At 76.2% G+C, this 16,608-nt stretch carries 18 protein-coding genes and 1 tRNA gene; 13 read left to right on the top strand and 6 right to left on the bottom strand.

Features of this window, described 5'->3' with window-relative positions:
* Window positions 1-19 precede the first annotated feature (19 nt).
* Complete coding sequence (locus tag ACFSBI_RS00335) at window positions 20-1,207, bottom strand: molybdopterin molybdotransferase MoeA (RefSeq protein ID WP_377931190.1); 1,188 nt, start codon at window positions 1,205-1,207, stop codon at window positions 20-22.
* Window positions 1,207-2,262, bottom strand: coding sequence for a ThiF family adenylyltransferase (locus ACFSBI_RS00330; RefSeq protein ID WP_377931189.1), 1,056 nt, complete (start codon window positions 2,260-2,262; stop codon window positions 1,207-1,209). The genes ACFSBI_RS00335 and ACFSBI_RS00330 overlap by 1 nt, the downstream gene beginning before the upstream one ends.
* Before the next feature lie 206 nt (window positions 2,263-2,468).
* Here ACFSBI_RS00330 and ACFSBI_RS00325 point away from each other — a divergent pair, with 206 nt between their 5' ends.
* Genes ACFSBI_RS00325 through ACFSBI_RS00310 form a run of 4 tightly spaced genes read left to right on the top strand, consistent with a single transcriptional unit; the run spans window position 2,469 to window position 5,224 of the window.
* A complete protein-coding gene (locus tag ACFSBI_RS00325) occupies window positions 2,469-2,885 on the top strand; it encodes a TOBE domain-containing protein (RefSeq protein WP_377931188.1) in 417 nt (138 codons plus the stop codon).
* Complete coding sequence (gene modA, locus ACFSBI_RS00320; RefSeq protein WP_377931187.1) at window positions 2,882-3,703, top strand: molybdate ABC transporter substrate-binding protein; 822 nt, start codon at window positions 2,882-2,884, stop codon at window positions 3,701-3,703. Before ACFSBI_RS00325 ends, modA begins: the two co-directional genes overlap by 4 nt.
* Window positions 3,690-4,511, top strand: coding sequence for a molybdate ABC transporter permease subunit (gene modB, locus ACFSBI_RS00315; RefSeq protein ID WP_377931186.1), 822 nt, complete (start codon window positions 3,690-3,692; stop codon window positions 4,509-4,511). Before modA ends, modB begins: the two co-directional genes overlap by 14 nt.
* The gene (locus tag ACFSBI_RS00310) at window positions 4,508-5,224 is read left to right on the top strand and encodes an ABC transporter ATP-binding protein (RefSeq protein WP_377931185.1); all 717 of its coding nucleotides are present in this window, start codon (window positions 4,508-4,510) and stop codon (window positions 5,222-5,224) included. The genes modB and ACFSBI_RS00310 overlap by 4 nt, the downstream gene beginning before the upstream one ends.
* A gap of 191 nt (window positions 5,225-5,415) precedes the next feature.
* Here the strand turns inward: ACFSBI_RS00310 and ACFSBI_RS00305 are convergent, their stop codons facing one another.
* Window positions 5,416-6,054, bottom strand: coding sequence for an MBL fold metallo-hydrolase (locus ACFSBI_RS00305; RefSeq protein ID WP_377931184.1), 639 nt, complete (start codon window positions 6,052-6,054; stop codon window positions 5,416-5,418).
* A gap of 105 nt (window positions 6,055-6,159) precedes the next feature.
* On the opposite strand from ACFSBI_RS00305, the gene ACFSBI_RS00300 reads away from it, so the two are divergent.
* The 7 genes from ACFSBI_RS00300 to ACFSBI_RS00270 all read left to right on the top strand — a co-directional run bounded on the left by ACFSBI_RS00300 (window position 6,160) and on the right by ACFSBI_RS00270 (window position 11,482).
* Window positions 6,160-6,232: transfer RNA gene (locus tag ACFSBI_RS00300), tRNA-Glu, on the top strand.
* A 134-nt stretch (window positions 6,233-6,366) separates the two neighbouring features.
* Window positions 6,367-6,774, top strand: coding sequence for a VOC family protein (locus ACFSBI_RS00295; protein WP_377931183.1), 408 nt, complete (start codon window positions 6,367-6,369; stop codon window positions 6,772-6,774).
* A 23-nt stretch (window positions 6,775-6,797) separates the two neighbouring features.
* Window positions 6,798-7,697: a dihydrodipicolinate synthase family protein gene (locus tag ACFSBI_RS00290; protein WP_377931182.1), complete on the top strand. Its 900-nt coding sequence runs from the start codon at window positions 6,798-6,800 to the stop codon at window positions 7,695-7,697.
* A gap of 103 nt (window positions 7,698-7,800) precedes the next feature.
* Window positions 7,801-8,757, top strand: a complete 957-nt coding sequence (locus ACFSBI_RS00285; RefSeq protein ID WP_377931181.1) for an ABC transporter ATP-binding protein — start codon at window positions 7,801-7,803, stop codon at window positions 8,755-8,757.
* On the top strand, window positions 8,754-9,578 hold the full coding sequence (locus ACFSBI_RS00280) for a hypothetical protein (protein WP_377931180.1): 825 nt from the start codon (window positions 8,754-8,756) through the stop codon (window positions 9,576-9,578). Before ACFSBI_RS00285 ends, ACFSBI_RS00280 begins: the two co-directional genes overlap by 4 nt.
* A 3-nt stretch (window positions 9,579-9,581) precedes the next feature.
* The gene (locus tag ACFSBI_RS00275) at window positions 9,582-10,811 is read left to right on the top strand and encodes a sensor histidine kinase (protein ID WP_377931179.1); all 1,230 of its coding nucleotides are present in this window, start codon (window positions 9,582-9,584) and stop codon (window positions 10,809-10,811) included.
* Window positions 10,808-11,482, top strand: coding sequence for a response regulator (locus ACFSBI_RS00270; RefSeq protein ID WP_377931178.1), 675 nt, complete (start codon window positions 10,808-10,810; stop codon window positions 11,480-11,482). The genes ACFSBI_RS00275 and ACFSBI_RS00270 overlap by 4 nt, the downstream gene beginning before the upstream one ends.
* A 28-nt stretch (window positions 11,483-11,510) precedes the next feature.
* Here the strand turns inward: ACFSBI_RS00270 and ACFSBI_RS00265 are convergent, their stop codons facing one another.
* Window positions 11,511-12,416 (bottom strand): LysR substrate-binding domain-containing protein, encoded by a 906-nt coding sequence (locus ACFSBI_RS00265; protein WP_377931177.1) that lies wholly within the window; start codon window positions 12,414-12,416, stop codon window positions 11,511-11,513.
* Between the two features lie 70 nt (window positions 12,417-12,486).
* On the opposite strand from ACFSBI_RS00265, the gene ACFSBI_RS00260 reads away from it, so the two are divergent.
* A complete protein-coding gene (locus ACFSBI_RS00260) occupies window positions 12,487-13,671 on the top strand; it encodes a TDT family transporter (RefSeq protein WP_377931176.1) in 1,185 nt (394 codons plus the stop codon).
* Between the two features lie 33 nt (window positions 13,672-13,704).
* Here ACFSBI_RS00260 and ACFSBI_RS00255 read toward each other — a convergent pair whose 3' ends face one another.
* Together ACFSBI_RS00255 and ACFSBI_RS00250 are read right to left on the bottom strand one after the other, a co-directional pair.
* The gene (locus ACFSBI_RS00255; protein WP_377931175.1) at window positions 13,705-14,892 is read right to left on the bottom strand and encodes an AI-2E family transporter; all 1,188 of its coding nucleotides are present in this window, start codon (window positions 14,890-14,892) and stop codon (window positions 13,705-13,707) included.
* A gap of 89 nt (window positions 14,893-14,981) precedes the next feature.
* Window positions 14,982-15,662 (bottom strand): SDR family NAD(P)-dependent oxidoreductase, encoded by a 681-nt coding sequence (locus ACFSBI_RS00250; RefSeq protein WP_377931174.1) that lies wholly within the window; start codon window positions 15,660-15,662, stop codon window positions 14,982-14,984.
* Window positions 15,663-15,748: 86 nt separating this feature from the next.
* Here ACFSBI_RS00250 and ACFSBI_RS00245 point away from each other — a divergent pair, with 86 nt between their 5' ends.
* Window positions 15,749-16,579 (top strand): helix-turn-helix domain-containing protein, encoded by an 831-nt coding sequence (locus ACFSBI_RS00245; RefSeq protein ID WP_377931173.1) that lies wholly within the window; start codon window positions 15,749-15,751, stop codon window positions 16,577-16,579.
* Window positions 16,580-16,608: the final 29 nt, after the last annotated feature.

Genomic DNA, 16,608 nt, shown 5'->3' with positions numbered 1-16,608 from the left:
CCCATTCTCGCGGCGTGCGTCAGAGCGGGAGGACCGCGACGACCTCCCCGACGTCCAGGCCGGTGGTCTGCTCGGGCACGTCGATCAGCACGTCCGCCGCCGCCATCGCCGCGACCAGGTGGGAGCCGGGACCGCCGGCGGGTGCGACGCCGCCGTCGGTGCGCACGCCCCGCAGCCACTGCCGCCGACCGGCGGGGGATCGCCGTACGGGGACGGTGAGCGGCAGGCACCGGGATTCGATCGGGTCGAGGCCGGCCGCGGCGCGCAGCAGCGGCCGGAGGAACACCGTGAACGAGACCTGCGCGGAGACCGGGTTGCCCGGGAAGCAGAGCACGGGGACGCCGTCGACGACCGCGGTGCCCTGCGGGCCGCCCGGCTGCATGGCGACCTCCGCGACGTCCGCGCCGAGGGGCTCGAGCACCTGCCGCACGACCTCGAAGTCGCCCTGCGAGACGCCGCCGGCGGTCAGCACGAGGTCCGCCGCGGCGGTCGCCTCGTGCAGCGCGGCCGCGAACTCGGTCGGGTCGTCGGGGGTCAGGGTCACGAGCACCGGGTCGCCGCCGTGCTCGGCGACCAGCGCCGCGATCGCCGTGCCGTTGACGTCGTGGACCTGGCCGAACGCGAGCGGCGCACCCGGCGGCACGACCTCCGCCCCCGTCGCCAGGACCGCGACGCGCGGCCGCCGGGCGACGACGAGGCGGTCCGCGCCACCCGCGGCCGCAGCGGCGAGGTGCCGCGGTGCGAGACGCACGCCCGAGCGCACGAGGACCGCGCCTGCGTCGGCGTCACTGCCGGCCTCGCGCACGTACGCGCCCGCCGCGGGGGCGTCGAGGATCCGCACGCCGCCGTCCGCCGGCTCCGCGCGCTCGACCGGGACGACGCAGTCGGCGCCGTCCGGCAGCGGCGCCCCGGTCATCACCTTCTGCAGCCGCCCCGGTGCCAGGGCCGGCGGGGCGCCCGCCGCGGCCGGCACGACGCCGTCGACGGGCAGCACGACCGGCGCGCCCGCGAGGTCCGCGGCGCGCGCCGCGTAGCCGTCCATCTGCGAGTTCCGGAACGGCGGCATCGGCCCCGCCGCGCGGGCGGGATCGAGCAGCAGCCGGCCGAGCGCGGCCGCGAGCGGCACGGTCTCCGGCACCCGCTCGAGCGCCGGCGCGACCAGGTCCGCGACCCGCCGCGCGTGCGCCTCGACCGGGCGCCGCGTCATCAGTAGCGGGGGATCGACGGGTCGACGGTGCGGCTCCACGCGTCGATGCCGCCGCGCACGGACTTCACGTCGAAGCCCGCGCGCTGCAGCACCTGCGCCGCGCGGAGGCTGCGGACGCCGCCGTGGCAGACGGCGAGCACCGGGCGGGACGCGTCGAGCTCGTCCGTGCGGTCGGCCAGCTCCCCGAGCGGGATGACGGTCGCGCCCGGCAGCTGCGCGACCTCGACCTCCCACGGGTCCCGCACATCGAGCAGCTGGACGCGCTGGTCCTCCTGCACCGCCTTCGCCGCCTCGGTCGCGTCGATCTCCTCGATGCTCGCCACGCGCTCCTCCTCCTGGTACGGGTCCGCCGCACCGTATTCGATGCGTCTGACCTCGGAGGTCGCGGCGTCCACCATGAGCGCGGCGCCGATCAGCGGCAGGCCGAGCCCGGTCAGGGTCTTCAGCACCTCGGAGGCCATCAGCCCGCCGACGGTGGTGCAGAGGCTCGGCAGCACGCCCGCGACGGCGCAGGTCGCGACGTCCTCCGGCCTGGGCGGCACCGGGAACAGGTCGCGCCAGCGCGGCCCGCGGCGGGCGTCCGCGACCCCCGTCTGCCCGGCGGTGCCGACGGCGGACCCCCAGACCAGCGGGACGCCGGCGGTCGCCGCGGCGTCGTCGAGCGCGTAGCGGGCGTCGAGGTCGTCCGTCGCGTCGACGAGCAGCGTCGCGTCCGCGGCGAGCGCCGTCGCCGCGGCCGAGTCCACCCGGACCCGGACCGCCTCGACCCGGGCGCCGAGCGCCGACAGGCGCTCCGCGGCGACCTGCGCCTTCGACCGCCCGACGTCGCCGGGGCCGTAGAGCGTCTGCCGGTGCAGGTTGGAGCGCTCCACGTCGTCGTCGTCCACGACGGTCAGCCGGCCGATCCCGGCGGCGGCGAGCACCGGGAGCACGGCGCAGCCGAGGCCGCCCGCACCCACGACGACGACGTGCGCCGCCGCGAGTCGCTCCTGCCCGCCCGCGCCGAAGCCGGGCAGCGTCGTCTGCCGGATCCAGCGGGCGTCGAGCGCGGTCACGTCCACGATCCTGCCGCGCGTCGCCGGGCGCTGCGCGCCGCGGCTCCGCAGCGCGTCTTCGGCGTGTGGTGACGGATCTGCACGGCAGCAGCGCCGAATCCGTCACCGAGGAGCGAATTAGTCCGCAGAAGCGGGTACGCGCGTCCAAGGGCGACGCGGCTGCGGCCCTTGAGTAGGATATAAGGCGCATCTGCGGAAGGGGCGCCGTGGTCGATCGGATCAGGCTCACCGACGCCGCCGCGCTGCTCGGGGTGAGCGACGACACGCTGCGCCGCTGGGCGGACTCCGGCCGCATCGGCGTCGACCGCGCGAGCGGGCCGGCGACCGTCGACGGGGCCGAGCTCGCCGGGCTCGCGGAGCGCATCGCCGCCGAGTCGCCGCTCGCCCGGATGCAGCCGGCGCACGGCGCGAGCTCCGCCCGCAACCGCGTGACCGGCGTCGTGACGCGCGTCGTCCGCGGCGCGGTGATGGCGCAGGTCGAGGTGCAGGCGGGGCCCTTCCGCTTCGTCTCGCTGATGAGCCGCGAGGCCGCCGACGAGCTGGCGCTCGAGCCCGGCGTCGTCGCCACCGCGTCGGTCAAGGCGACCACCGTCGTCGTCGAGCGGGCGGAGGCCCCGCGGTGACCGCCCGGGCGCTGGCCGCGCTGCCCGTCGCGCTGCTCCTCGTGCTCACGGGCTGCACGGGGCAGGGCACCGGCCGGCAGGGCACCGGCCCCTCCGCGACGCCGTCGTCCGCGGCGCCGCGCGCCTCCACCGCTCCGCCGCTGACCGGCTCGATCACGGTCGACGCGGCGGCGAGCCTGAACCGGGTGCTGCCGGAGCTCGCGACCCAGTTCGAGCGGCAGTACCCGGGGACGTCGATCGACTTCAGCTTCGGCGGCAGCTCCGCGCTCGCCGCGCAGATCGTGAGCGGAGCGCCGGTCGACGTGTTCGCCGCCGCGAGCACCACCACGATGCGCACCGTGGTCGACGCCGGCCGCACCGCCGCCGACCCGGTGGTGATCGCGCGCAACCGGCTCGAGATCGCGGTGCCCGCGGGGAACCCGGCCGGCATCACCGGGCTCGCCGACTTCGCCGACGCGAAGCGGACCGTGGTGGTCTGCGCGAAGGAGGTGCCCTGCGGCGCCGCGGCGCAGAAGGCGTTCCGGCTCGCGGGCGTGGCCGCGGAGCCCGACAGCTACGAGCCGGACGTCACCGCCGTGCTGACCAAGGTGCGGACGGGGGAGGCCGACGCCGGCCTCGTCTACGCGACCGACGTGGAGGCCGCGGCCGGCCAGGTCGAGGGCATCGCGATCCCGCAGGCGGATGAGGCCCTCACGAGCTATCCGATCGCACCCCTGACCGAGTCGCGGAACGCGGCGCTCGCCGAGGCGTGGACCGACTTCGTGGTGTCGAACGGCGGGGACGCGCTGCAGGCGGCCGGGTTCCTTGCGCCGCGCTAGGGGAGCGGCGCCCGCGCTGCGCGCCCCGCGCGCGCTGCTCGTGCCGGCGGGACTCGGGCTGCTGCTGCTCGTCGGGCCGCTCGTCGCCCTGCTCGTCCGGGCGCCGTGGCCGCAGCTGCCCGCGCTGCTGACCGGCGACGTCGTGCTGCCCGCGCTCGGGCTGTCGCTCGGCACCGCGGCCGCCGCGACGGGGTGCTGCGTCGTCGTCGGGGTGCCGCTCGCCGTGCTGCTCGCGGGCGCCGACGCCTGGCCGCCGCTGCTGCGCCGGCTCGTCCGCGCGCTGATCACCACGCCGCTCGTGATGCCGCCCGTCATCGGCGGCGTCGCGCTCCTGCTGCTGCTCGGCCGCACGGGCCTCATCGGCGAGCCGCTCTACCGCGGCTTCGGGATCACGATCCCGTTCACGACCGCGGCGGTCGTCGTCGCGCAGACCTTCGTCGGGCTGCCCTTCCTCGTGCTCGGGGTGGAGGGCGCGCTCCGCGCCGTCGACCGCAGGCAGCTCGCCGCCGCGGCAACGCTCGGCGCGGGGCCCTGGATCCGGTTCTCGCGCGTGCTGCTGCCGCTCGCCGCCCCGGGCGTCGCGGCGGGCGCGGTGCTCGCCTTCGCGCGGGCCGTTGGCGAGTTCGGCGCGACGATCACCTTCGCCGGCAGCCTCCCCGGCGTGACCCAGACCCTGCCGGTCGCCGCCTACCTGGCGCTCGCGACCGATCCGGCGGCCGCGACGGCGATCGCCGTCGTCCTCGTCGTCGTCGCGCTCGCCGTCCTCGTCGCGCTGCGGGACCGCTGGCTGCGCGGGCTCGCCGGGTGACCGGCCTCGAGGCCCGCCTCGTCGTGGAGCGGGACGGTTTCCGGCTCGACGCGGCGCTCGCGGTGCCGCCCGGCCGGGTCGTGGCGCTGCTCGGCCGCAACGGCGCCGGCAAGTCGACCGCGCTCGCCGCGATCGCCGGGCTGCTGCCGCTGACGGCCGGTCGGATCGTGCTCGGCGACATCGTGCTCGACGACCCCGACGCCGGCGTGCTGCTGCCGCCCGAGCGCCGTCCGGTCGGGCTCGTGCAGCAGCAGGCGCCGCTCTTCCCGCACCTCACCGTGCTCGACAACGTCGCGTTCGGGCTCCGGACCGCCGGCACGGGACGTGGAGCCGCAAGGAGGCGTGCCGCGGCTCTGCTGGACGACGCCGGTCTCGACGCGCTCGCGGCGCGAAGGCCGGCGGCGCTCTCGGGCGGTCAGGCCGCCCGCGTCGCGCTGGTGCGAGCGCTCGCACGGGAGCCGGCGCTGCTGCTGCTCGACGAGCCGCTCGCCGCGATCGACGCCGAACGGCGTCCCGCGCTCCGCGACGCGATCGCAGAGCGCCTGGCCGCCTTCGCCGGCAGCGCCCTGCTCGTCACCCACGACGCCCGCGACGCGGAGGCGCTGGCGGACGAGGTGGTCGTGCTCGACGAGGGGTCCGTGGTGCAGTCGGGCGGGCTCGCGGACCTCCGCGCCGCGCCCGCGAGCGGGGTCGTCGCCCGCCTCCTCCAGTAGCGCGCGGCTCGCGGCACCACCCGTTCGCCGGGGAACGCGGACTTGCCTCACGTTGTCGCGACACACCGTGTCGATCCGCAATTCGGGGCAAGCGTGCGCCTCCCGGGACGCGGGCTTGCCGCTCGTTGTCGCGACACGCCGGGTCGAGCCGCAACGAGCGGCAAGCGTGCGCCTTCCCGCGGAGGCCCGGGTCAGATGTCGACGGAGTCGCCGGCCTCGAGGGCGAACCACTCGCCGCCGCGCGCCTCGGTGACCGCCTTCAGCCGGTCGAACGCGATGCCGCGACCCGCCTGCGACAGCACGCCGTCGTGGGTGCCGAACGCGCGCTTCGGCGAGATCTGCCCGACGAAGTCCATCGCCTCCGAGATCTTCAGCCACGGCGCACCGGCGGGGGCGGCGAGCGTGTCGACCTCGATCCCGATCGGGATGTGGAAGGAGTCGCCGGGGTAGTAGACGCGGTCGTTCACCAGCACGCCGAGGTTCTCGACGGCCGGGATCGTCGGATGGATGATCGCGTGGTTGCCGCCGAAGAAGCGCAGCCGCCACGGGCCGATCTCGACCTGCTCCGAGGGGGACACGGCCCGCACCTCGAACCCCTCCACGGCGCGGGCGACGGCGGGCGGGCCGAGGACGACGGCGTCGCGGCTGCCGTCGAGGATCCGCTTCAGCTGGTCCGCGGTCCAGTGGTCCGCGTGCTCGTGGGTGATGACGACGGCGTCGACCTGCTGCAGCCCGAGCAGCGGGTTCGTCAGCCCGCCGGGGTCGACGACGAGGCGGCGGCCGCCCTCCTCGAGGACGAGTGCGGCGTGCTCGTGCTTCGTGATGCGCATGGCGGGAGCCAACCACCGCGGCGCCGAGCGCCGGCTGACGATTGGAAGGGGACGCCGTCGGTGTGGCATACTCGACGACCGTTGCGCTGCGGCGCAGCACCGAACGGCCCCATCGTTTAGCGGCCTAGGACGTCGCCCTCTCACGGCGGTAACGCGGGTTCAAATCCCGCTGGGGTCACGGACAGAAGCCCCCGGCTCACGCCGGGGGCTTCTTCTGTTCCGTCGCTGGCCCGGACGTGCCCGGGTTCACCCGGACGGCTCCGGCCGCAGGCCGCCGTGGCGTCCGACCAGGCCGCGGTCTAGCGTCGGCCCATGGCCGCGCCCACGCCCTACCTGCTTCCTCCCGGGACGGCGCGTCGGGCGCTGGAGCACTACGAGTCGGTCTTCGGCGGAGAGCTCGCGCTCTTCACCTTCGGACAGCTCGGCCGGACCGACGGACCTTCCGAGCTGATCGCGCACGGCGAGCTGAAGGGAGCCGTCGCCGTGTCCGCCGCCGACGCGGCTCCCGGCGAGTCCTCGCTCCGGGTCGAAGGCCTGCTCCTCGCGCTGCTCGGGGCCGCCGACCCCGCGGTGCTCCGCGACTGGTTCGAGCGGCTCGGCGACGGCGGCGAGGTGATCGATCCGCTGCAGCGCCGGCCGTGGGGCGACTTCGACGGCCAGGTCCGCGATCGCTGGGGCGTCACCTGGCTGATCGGGTGGCAGGGGGACTCGAAGGGCTGACGGCGACGCTGGGAGGATCCATCGTGCTCACCGGCCTGTCCGCCTTCCCGCTCACCCCCTTCACGCCGGACGGCTCGCCCGACGAGGCGGGCTTCGTGCGGCTCGTGGAGCGCCTCGCGGCCGCCGGCGTCGACTCGATCGGCGCGCTCGGCTCCACCGGCTCCTACGCCTACCTGCGCGCGGACGAGCGGGCGCGGCTGACCCGGCTCGCCGTCGAGGCAGCAGCCGGTGTGCCGGTGATGGTCGGGGTCGGCGCCGTCGCGACGCGGGACGTGCTCGCGCACGTCGACGCGGCGCAGGAGGCGGGGGCGGCGGCGGTGCTGCTCGCGCCGGTGTCGTACCAGCCGCTCACGCTCGACGAGGTCCTCGGGCTCTACGCGGACGTGTCGGCGGCGTCGTCGATCCCGGTGACGGTCTACGACAACCCGGCGACCACGCGGTTCGCCTTCACCGACGAGCTGACCGCCGCGATCGCGCGGCTGCCGCACGTGACCGCGGTCAAGATCCCCGGCGTGCCCGCCGACGAGGAGGCGGCGACCGCGCGGGTCGCCCGGCTGCGGGCGCTGCTGCCCGCGCACGTGACCGTCGGGGTGTCCGGCGACGCGTCCGCGGCGACCGGGCTGCTCGCCGGCTGCGACGCCTGGTTCAGCGTCGTCGCCGGTGTCCTGCCCGGCCCCGCGCTGGCGCTCACCCGGGCCGCTCGGGCCGGCGACCACGAGGCGGTGCGGGCCGAGGAGGAGCGGCTGCAGCCGCTCCTCGCCCTCTTCGCGCGGCACGGCGGCAGCCTCCGCGTGGTCGCCGCGCTCGCCGAGCACCTCGGCCTGGTCGGCCCCGACTGCCTGCCGAGGCCGATCCGCGGCCTCGATCTGGCGGCCCGCGCCGAGGTGGCCGACGTCGCGGACCGCTTCCGGCCGCACGGCTGACGGTCGACCCGTCCCGCGTGGTCGCGGATCGGTACCGCGGTACCACGCGGGATGCGCCCTGCGGTCGATCCGCCCGCGACCGCCCCTTCGTAGCGTCGAGAGCGTGATCGAAGTCACCCGCCTCACCAAGCGCTACGGCGCTACGACCGCCGTCGACGATGTCTCCTTCCGGGTGGAGCCCGGCCGCGTGACCGGCTTCCTCGGCCCGAACGGCGCCGGCAAGTCCACGACGCTGCGCATGGTCCTCGGGCTCGACCGGCCCACGTCCGGTCGCGCGACCGTCGAGGGCCGGGCCTACGCCGACCTCCCCGCGCCGATCCGGAGCGTGGGCGCCATGCTCGACTCCCGGTCCATCCACCCGGGGCGCACGGCCGCCGCGCACCTGCGGTCGATCTCGGAAACCCACGGCCTGCCGCGGCGCCGGGTGGGGGAGGTGCTGGAGCTCACCGGCCTCGCCGCCGTCGCCCGCCGGCGGGTCGGCACCTTCTCGCTCGGGATGACGCAGCGCCTCGGCATCGCCACCGCCCTGCTCGGCGACCCCGCCGCGGTCCTGCTCGACGAGCCGGTCAACGGCCTCGACCCGGAGGGGGTCCTCTGGATCCGGGCGCTCGCCCGCAGGATGGCGGCCGAGGGGCGCGCCGTCCTGATCTCGAGCCACCTGATGAGCGAGGTCGAGCAGACGGTCGACCACGTGCTCGTGCTCGGCGCCGGCCGTGTGCTCGCGGACTCGCCGCTGCAGCAGCTGCTGGAGCAGGAGGCGCCGCCGCGGGTCCGCGTGCGCGCCGAGGACGTGGCGCGCCTGGTCGGCCCGCTCGTCGCGGCGGGCGCCTCGGTGTCCGAGCCGGAGCCGCACGTCGCGGAGGTGACGGGGCTGACGGCCGATCGCGTCGCCCGGATCGCCGGCGAGCGCGACGTCGTCCTCACCGCGCTGGCGCCCGTCGAGCGGTCGCTCGAGGAGGCGTACTTCGCGCTGACCGCCGGTGCCGCGCGCCACCGGTCCCAGCCCCTGCCCGGCGCCGACGACGGCGCCGGCACCACCACGAAGGAGCACCGCGCATGACCGCCGTCCGTCCCGTCCAGCCCATCGGCAGCGCCCGCGCCGACACCTCGCGCGTGCGCTTCCGCTCCGTCCTCCGCTCCGAGCTCGGCAAGCTGGCCTCGCTGCGCTCGCTGCGCGTGTCGATGGCGGCGGTGCCGCTGCTGCTCGCCGGCGGCATGCTGCTGCGGGCGTGGGCCTACGCGCTGACGGCGCAGCACGGGCCGGTCGGGGTGGCGCCCGCGGCGGCCTGGGCGGACGTCGTGGACATCGGGGCGCACGGCGGCGAGCTCGCCGTCGTCGTGCTGACCGCGATCGCCGCCGGCAGCGAGTACACCGCGCGTGCCGCCGTGAGCACCTATCTCGCGGTGCCGCGACGCCTGGTCGTGCTGGCGGCGAAGACGGTCGTGGTCCTCGCGGCCACCGTGGTCCTCGCGGCGGTGGGCCTCCTGGCCGGCGCGCTCCTGTCCGCGCCCTTCATGGCCCGGGCGGATCTCGACGCTGCATGGACGGCCGTCGCCGGCCCGGCCGCGTCCGCCGCCGCCCTCCTGCTGATCGTCGGTGCGGTGACGCTCGCGATCGGCACCCTGACCCGGAGCACCGCGGCCGGTATCACGATCGTGCTCGCCATCCTGCTCGCTGGGGGAGCGGTGGCGGGGCTCCTCGGCGTCGTCCTCGGCGTCGATCTGGTCCCGTTCACGCTCACCTACGCTGCTGGCGTGCTCACGACGCTCCGCGATCCGGCAGGCCCGGCGACCCTCGTCGGCGAGGGCCTGGTGACGGCCGCGTGGGTCGTCGTGCCCGGCGCGGCGGCGGCGCTCGCCCTCGTCCGCCGGGACGTCTGAGCCGTGACCGCGACGGCCCGGGAGCCGCAGGACGGGCTGCGGCTCCCGCGGCCCCCGGGGGTGCTGCGCCGCTTCGGCGCGGCGCACCCGCGCGTGGTCGACGCGGTGCTCGTGGTCGTCGCGCTCCTGGCCGGCTGGGTGCAGGTCGACCGCGTCGGCCTCACCGGTCCGCTGTGGCAGGTGCTCGGCGGCCCCTGGTCGATCGCGATCGTGCTCACCTCCGCCGCGCTGCTGGTGCGGCGCACCCGCCCGCTCGTCCCGCTCGTGATGGCCGCCGCGTCGGTGCTGCTCTGCCTCGTCGACGAGCGCGGGCCGCTCGTGGTCCCGCTCGCCGTGTCCGTCTTCGCCCTCGCCGTGCACCGCTCCAACCGCGCCGCCGTCGCGGGCGCGGCCGTGCTCGTGGTCGAGGTGCTGACGCTCGAGTACGTGCAGAGCGCCGCGATGACCAGGTCGCCGTTCCTCGCGATCGTGTTCATCGTCGCCGCCCTGCTCGTCGGCACGAACGTCGGCGACCGGCGGCGGTACCTGACGGCGGTGCTCGACCGCGCGGCGCAGCTCGCGGAGGAGCGGGACCGGCGCGCGGCGCTCGCGGTCGTCCAGGAGCGGGCCCGGATCGCCCGCGAGCTGCACGACGTGGTCGCGCACGGCCTCAGCGTCATGGTGCGGCTCAGCGACGGCGCGGCGGCGACCGCCGAGGCCGACCCGGCCCGCGCCCGTGCGGCGAGCCGGCAGGTCGGCGAGGTCGGCCGCGGTGCGCTGCGCGACATGCGGCGCCTGCTCGGCGTGCTCGGTACCGACGAGTCCGCCGAGCAGCGCGAGCCCCAGCAGGGCCTCGCGGACCTCGACGCGCTCGTCGCCACCTACCGCACGGCCGGGCTGCCGGTCGTCCTGGAGCGCAGCGGGACCGCCGAGCTCGACGCGGCCGCGCAGCTCGTCGTCTACCGGGCGGTGCAGGAGGGGCTGACGAACGCCCTCCGCTACGCGCGGCTGCCCCGACGCGTCGACGTCAGGGTGCGGCTCGGCGACGAGACGGAGGTGGAGGTCGTCGACGACGGCGCGGCCGCGGGCTCCGCCGAGTCCGTGGGGTCGGGGCGCGGCCTGCTCGGGCTCCGCGAACGCGCGGCGCTCTACGGCGGCTCGGTCGACGCCGGCCCGCGAGCCGAGTCGGACGGGCTCGGCTGGCGCACCCGGCTGCGCATCTCCACCGCGGCACGACTGGAGGACCCCGCATGACCGCCACCGACCTCCGCGTCCTCCTGGTCGACGACCAGGAGCTCGTCCGCGTCGGCCTCCGGATGGTGCTCGACGCGGCGCCCGGCGTCCAGGTCGTGGGGGAGGCGGGCGACGGCGCCGCCGGGATCCGCCGAGCCGCCGAGCTGCGCCCGGACGTCGTCCTCATGGACGTCCGCATGCCCGGGACGGACGGCATCGAGGCGACGCGGGCCATCACGGCCGCGTCCGACAGCGTGCACGTCGTGCTGCTCACGACCTTCGACCTCGACGAGTACGCGTTCGGCGGGCTGAACGCCGGCGCGAGCGGCTTCCTGCTGAAGGACGTCGCGGGGGACGAGCTCGTCCGCGCCGTGCGCACGGTCGCCGCGGGCGACGCGATCATCTCCCCGCGCGTCACCCGCCGCGTGATCGAGGCGACCCGCGGCAGCCTGCCGGCCGCCCCGAGCGGCGACGACGGGACGGCGTCGCTGACGGAGCGCGAGCGCGAGGTGCTGCGCGCGATCGCGGCGGGGGCGTCGAACCAGGAGATCGCCGAGCAGCTGTTCCTGTCCGAGTCGACCGTGAAGACCCACGTCGGGCGGGTGCTCGCGAAGCTGCAGCTGCGCGATCGGGTGCACGCCGTGATCTACGCGTACGAGCACGGCCTCGCGCGCCCGACCGGCCGGGCCTGAGCCGGTCGGCCGCGTCACGTCCCCGCCGTCACCTCGTCCGGCCGACGACCTCGAGGAAGGCGTTCGCCGACGGCTGCGGCCGGCCGACCCAGACCGCCCGGAGCGGGCGGACGAGCGGCGGCCCCGACAGCGCCACCCGCACCAGGGCGCCGGCGGCGAGGTCCGCCTCGACGGTCCTGATGCTCATGACGGCGGGCGCGATGCCGGCGCGCGCGTTCGCGCGCACGATGCCGGTCGTCTCGAGCACCGCGGCGGGTGCGAGCGGCCTGAGCCCGGCGTCCTCGAGCCACTGCTCCACCGTCGCCCGGGTGCCGGAGCCCTCCTCGCGCATCAGGAGCGCCGTGCCCGCGAGCGCTGCGGCGTCGACCGTCCCCGCCCGCGCCCACGGGTGGGAGGGTGCGACGACGACGGCCAGCTCGTCCTCGTCCAGGACGGCGGAGGACAGGTCCGGCAGCGCCGCCGGCGTCTCGATGAAGCCGAGGTCCGCGTCGCCGGCGCGGACCTGGTCGACGACCGCGGCGGAGTTGCCGGCGACGAGCCGGACCGGCACGGCGGGGGAGCGCGTGCGGAACGCGAGCAGCCAGGCCGGCACCAGCAGCTCCGCGATCGTCTGCGAGGCGGCGACGACGAGGGAGCCGGTCGGCTGCCGCAGCGCCGCGAGCCCCGCCTCGAGCCGACGCGACGCCTCGAGGACCGGGCCGCCGAGCCCGAGGAGGAGCCGGCCGGTCTCCGTCATCGCCGAGCCCGCGGCCGAGCGGCGCACGAGCGGCTGGCCGACCGCGCGCTCGGCCGCCCGGACCCGCGCGGATACCGCCTGCTGCGTGACGCCGAGTGAGTCGGCTGCCCGCGAGAGCGAGCCGGTCTCCGCGACGCGCTGCAGCACCTCGAGCGTGTCAAGGTCGAGGCTGCGGTCCGTCAGGCGGCGCGTGGTCACAAGCGCACATTGTGCCCCGACAGGAGGATCGCCGTAGCGGCGGCGTCGAGCGAGGTCGACGGTGGAGGTCGTGACCAGCGCTCCGACCGCCCCTCCTGCACGCAGCACCCCTCCCGCTCCCGCGTCCGAGAGCGGGCCGGCGCCGGCCCGCCGGCTGCTGCTCCGCGACCTCGAGCGGCCCGGGCTGGTCGTGTCGAACCTGACGCCGAACTGGTTCGCCTCGGTGATGGGGACCGGCATCGTCGCCGTCGCGGCGGCCTCGCTGCCGGTGTCGTTCCCGGGTCTGCGTGCGGCGGCGACCGTCGTCTGGGCGCTCGCCGCCCTGCTGCTCGTCGTGCTCACGATCGCGACCGGGCTGCACTGGGCCCGCTTCCGCAGCACCGCGGCGCAGCACCACCTGCACCCGGTGATGGCCCACTTCTACGGCGCCCCGCCGATGGCGTTCCTCACCGTCGGCGCCGGTGCGCTGCTGCTCGGCCGGGACTGGATCGGGCTGCCCGCTGCCGTGACCGCCGACTGGATCCTCTGGGCGCTCGGGACCGCCGGCGGGCTCGCGTCGGCGGTCGTGGTGCCCTGCCTCGTCTTCACGCGGCACCGGAACGCGCCGGACGCCGCGTTCGGCGGCTGGCTGATGCCGATCGTGCCGCCCATGGTGTCCGCCTCGACCGGTGCCCTGCTCGTGCCGTACGTCCCTGCGGGGCAGGCGAGGCAGACGCTGCTCTGGGCCTGCTACGGCTTCTTCGGGCTCAGCCTCATCGCCTCGCTGGTCGTCATCACCCTGATCTGGGGCCGGCTCGCGCAGCACCGCATCGGCCCGGCCGCGATGGTGCCGACGCTGTGGATCGTCCTCGGCCCGGTCGGACAGTCGATCACCGCCGTGAACCTGCTCGCCGGCAACGCGGAGGTCGCTGTCGGCGCGGGCACGGCGCACGCGCTGCTGGTCGTGGCGCTGGTCTTCGGCTTCGCGATGCTCGGCTTCGCGCTGCTCTGGACCGCGATCGCGCTCGCCGTCACGGTGTCGACCGCGCGGCGGCACCTGCCCTTCAGCCTGACCTGGTGGTCGTTCACGTTCCCCGTCGGCACCTGCGTCACCGGCCTGAACGGCCTCGCGCTGCACTCCGGCCTCGACGCCGTCGCCGCGCTCGCGGTCCTCTACTACGTCGGGCTCGTCGCGGCATGGGCCCTGGTCGCGATCCGCACCTTCCACGGAGCCGTCGTCCGCGGCACGCTGCTGGCGCCCCCGAGGACGGCCTGACTCCGACCCGTCGGCGCGGACCGCGCCGCGGGCTCAGCCCGCCGCGACCGGACCGGCCCGCTCGCCTCCCGCCGGCAGGTCCCAGAGCTTCATCGCGTCCCAGATGACCGACGTGACCGGCACCGCCACGATCGCGCCGACGATGCCGGCGGTGATGCTGCCGACGATCAGCGCCAGCAGGATGACGAGCGGGTAGAGGCGGACGGACCGGCCCATGATCAGCGGCTGCAGCACGTGGGCCTCGAGCTGGTTCACGACGAGGATGATCACGCCGATCGTGATCGCGGTGCCGAGCCCGTTCGTGACGAGCGCCACGACGCCCGCGAGGACCCCGGCGATCGTCGCGCCGACCACGGGGACGAACGCGCCGATGAAGACGACCACCCCGAGGGTGAGGGCGAGCGGGACCCCGAGGACGAAGAGGCTGCCGCCGATCAGGACGGCGTCGACGAGCGCGATCAGCGCGGTGCCGCGCACGTAGCCGCCGAGGGAGTGCAGGGCGGCGTTCCCGACCCGGTACGCGCGGTCGGTCCGATCCCCGCTGAGCGGCTTCACGAGGAACGCGGCGATCCGGTCGCCGTCCTTCAGGAAGAAGAACAGCGTGATCAGCAGCACGAGCGTTCCGGTGACGAGCTGGGCGAGCGTCATGAGCCCCGCCAGGGCGCTGCCGCCGAAGCGCGGGCTCGTGAGGTAGTTCGCGACGTCCTGCCGGTACTCGCTGATCTGGGACTCGTCGATCGGGAAGGCGCCGTTCTGCAGCGCCTGCTGGATCTGCCCCACCCCGCTGTTCGTGGCGGCGACCAGCGACGGCCAGTCGGACTCGACGCGGATGACGACGAGCACCACCACCGCGGCGATCGCGCCGCCGCCGAGCAGCAGCGCCGTCAGTGCGGCGAGCACGCGGGGGAAGCGCAGCCGCCGCAGCAGGCGCACCATCGGCTGGAACGCCGCGGTCAGCAGCACGGCGAGCACGACGGGGACCACGACGAGCCGCAGCCGGCCGACGAGCCACAGCCCGGCCGCCGCGATGGCGACGAGCAGCGCGACCTGCAGGCAGCGCATGGTGAAGCGCCCGAACCGGTCGCCCCAGGTCGCGAGGATGCGGCCCACCACGCGGCGCAGCTCGTCCTCGCCGCCCACGGGCACGGGCACGGGCACGGGCGGCTCGGGTGCGGGAGCCGCCTCCGTGCTGGCGGCCGAGCCGCGGCGGACGAGGAACACCCGCGCACTCTGCTCCCGCTCGCATCGGGACTCCCTGAGCCCGGTCGCCTCCCGCAGCCGAGGCGACCGGGCCGGTCGAGCGGACGCGCTCAGTACTCGATGCGTCCCCTCCGGTCGTGGAACTCGCCCGTCGGGCCGTCCTGCGCGAGCGTCGCGAGCGCCACGGTCGCGTCCGTCCCCTCCGTCACGGTCTGGTACCCGCTGTGCCCGTTGAAGTCGGTCGAGGTGTAGCCGGGGTCGGAGGCGTTCACCCGCATGCCCGGCAGGTTCTTCGCGTACTGGACGGTCAGCGCCACCACCGCGGCCTTCGACGCCGCGTAGGGGATCGTCGGGACGCCGAACTCGTCGTGGCCCGGGGTGGTGAGCCAGCGCGGCCAGCCGACGCCCGAGGCGACGTTGACGACGACGGGGTTCCCGGAGCGGCGCAGCAGCGGGAGCGCGGCCTGCGTCACGCGCACGATGCCGAGCACGTTGACGTCGAGCACCGACGACATCGCGTCGGCGTCGAGGTCGTCGACGCCGTGCGAGGTGCCGAGGATCCCGGCGTTGTTCACGAGCACGTCGAGCTCGGGCAGGGCGGCGATCGCGGCGTCGACCGACGCCTGGTCGGTGACGTCGAGCGGCAGGACGTGGGCGCCGAGCGCGCGGGCGGCGTCGCCGGCGTCGGGGTCGCGCATCCCGGCGTGGACGGTGTGGCCGGCGTCGATCAGGCGCCGGACGGTCTCGAGCCCGAGGCTCCGGTTGGCTCCGGTGATGAGTGTCGTGGTCATGCGTCGAGCCTGCGGCGGCTGCGGCCGGCGACCGTAGGCACTGCCGGTACCACCACCGGAGGCGCGGTCGGGGGGAGCATGGGGGCATGGACGAGTTCGCGACCGTGCTGCGCGCCTGGCGCGACCGCATGCGCCCGGAGGAGGCGGGGCTGCCCGCGGGACCGGGGCGGCGGGCGCCCGGGCTGCGGCGGGAGGAGCTCGCCGCGCTCGCCGGGGTGAGCGTCGAGTACGTGGTCCGCCTCGAGCAGGGGCGGGCGCGGCACCCCTCGCCGCAGCTGCTCGGCGCGCTCGCGCGGGCGCTGCGGCTGACGGAGGCGGAGCGGGACCACCTGTTCCGGGTCGGCGGTGCCGCCGTGCCCGGCCGGCGGGAGGTGCCGCGGCACGTGACGGCCGGCGTGCAGCGGGTGATGGACCGGCTCGGCGACGTGCCGATGGCCGTCATGTCCGCCTCGTGGGACGTGCTGCGGTGGAACCCCCTCTGGGCCGCGATCGGCGGCGACCCCGCGACCGTGCCGCCGGCGGAGCGCAACGTCGTCTGGAAGCACTTCACCGAGGGGCACCGTCGGATGCGGTTCGACGAGGTGCACGAGGAGGAGTTCGCGCGCGACCTCGTCGCGGACCTCCGCGAGGCCGTCGGCCGCTACCCGGACGACCGGCCCCTCGCCGCCTTGATCGCCCGGCTGCGCGCCGTGTCGCCGGACTTCGCCGCGCGGTGGGGCGAGGCGCACGTCGCGCAGCACCGGTCGAGCCGGAAGACGGCGACGGACACCCCGGTCGGCGAGATCGAGCTGGACTGCGACGTGCTGACCGCCCCGGGCAGCGACCTGCGGATCGTCGTCTACACCGCGGTGCCCGGCTCGGAGGCCGCGTCGAAGCTCGACCTGCTGCGCGTGACCGCGGGCCCGGCGCTCGTCTGACCGCCGGCGCACTCAGGTTCCGTTCGGGC

Origin of the sequence: Amnibacterium endophyticum, assembly GCF_042680685.1 — a bacterium.
GTDB classification, from domain to species: Bacteria; Actinomycetota; Actinomycetes; order Actinomycetales; family Microbacteriaceae; genus Amnibacterium; species Amnibacterium endophyticum.
The sequence above is the reverse complement of the archived record's forward strand: the minus strand, read 5'-3'. Positions and strand labels throughout refer to the sequence as shown.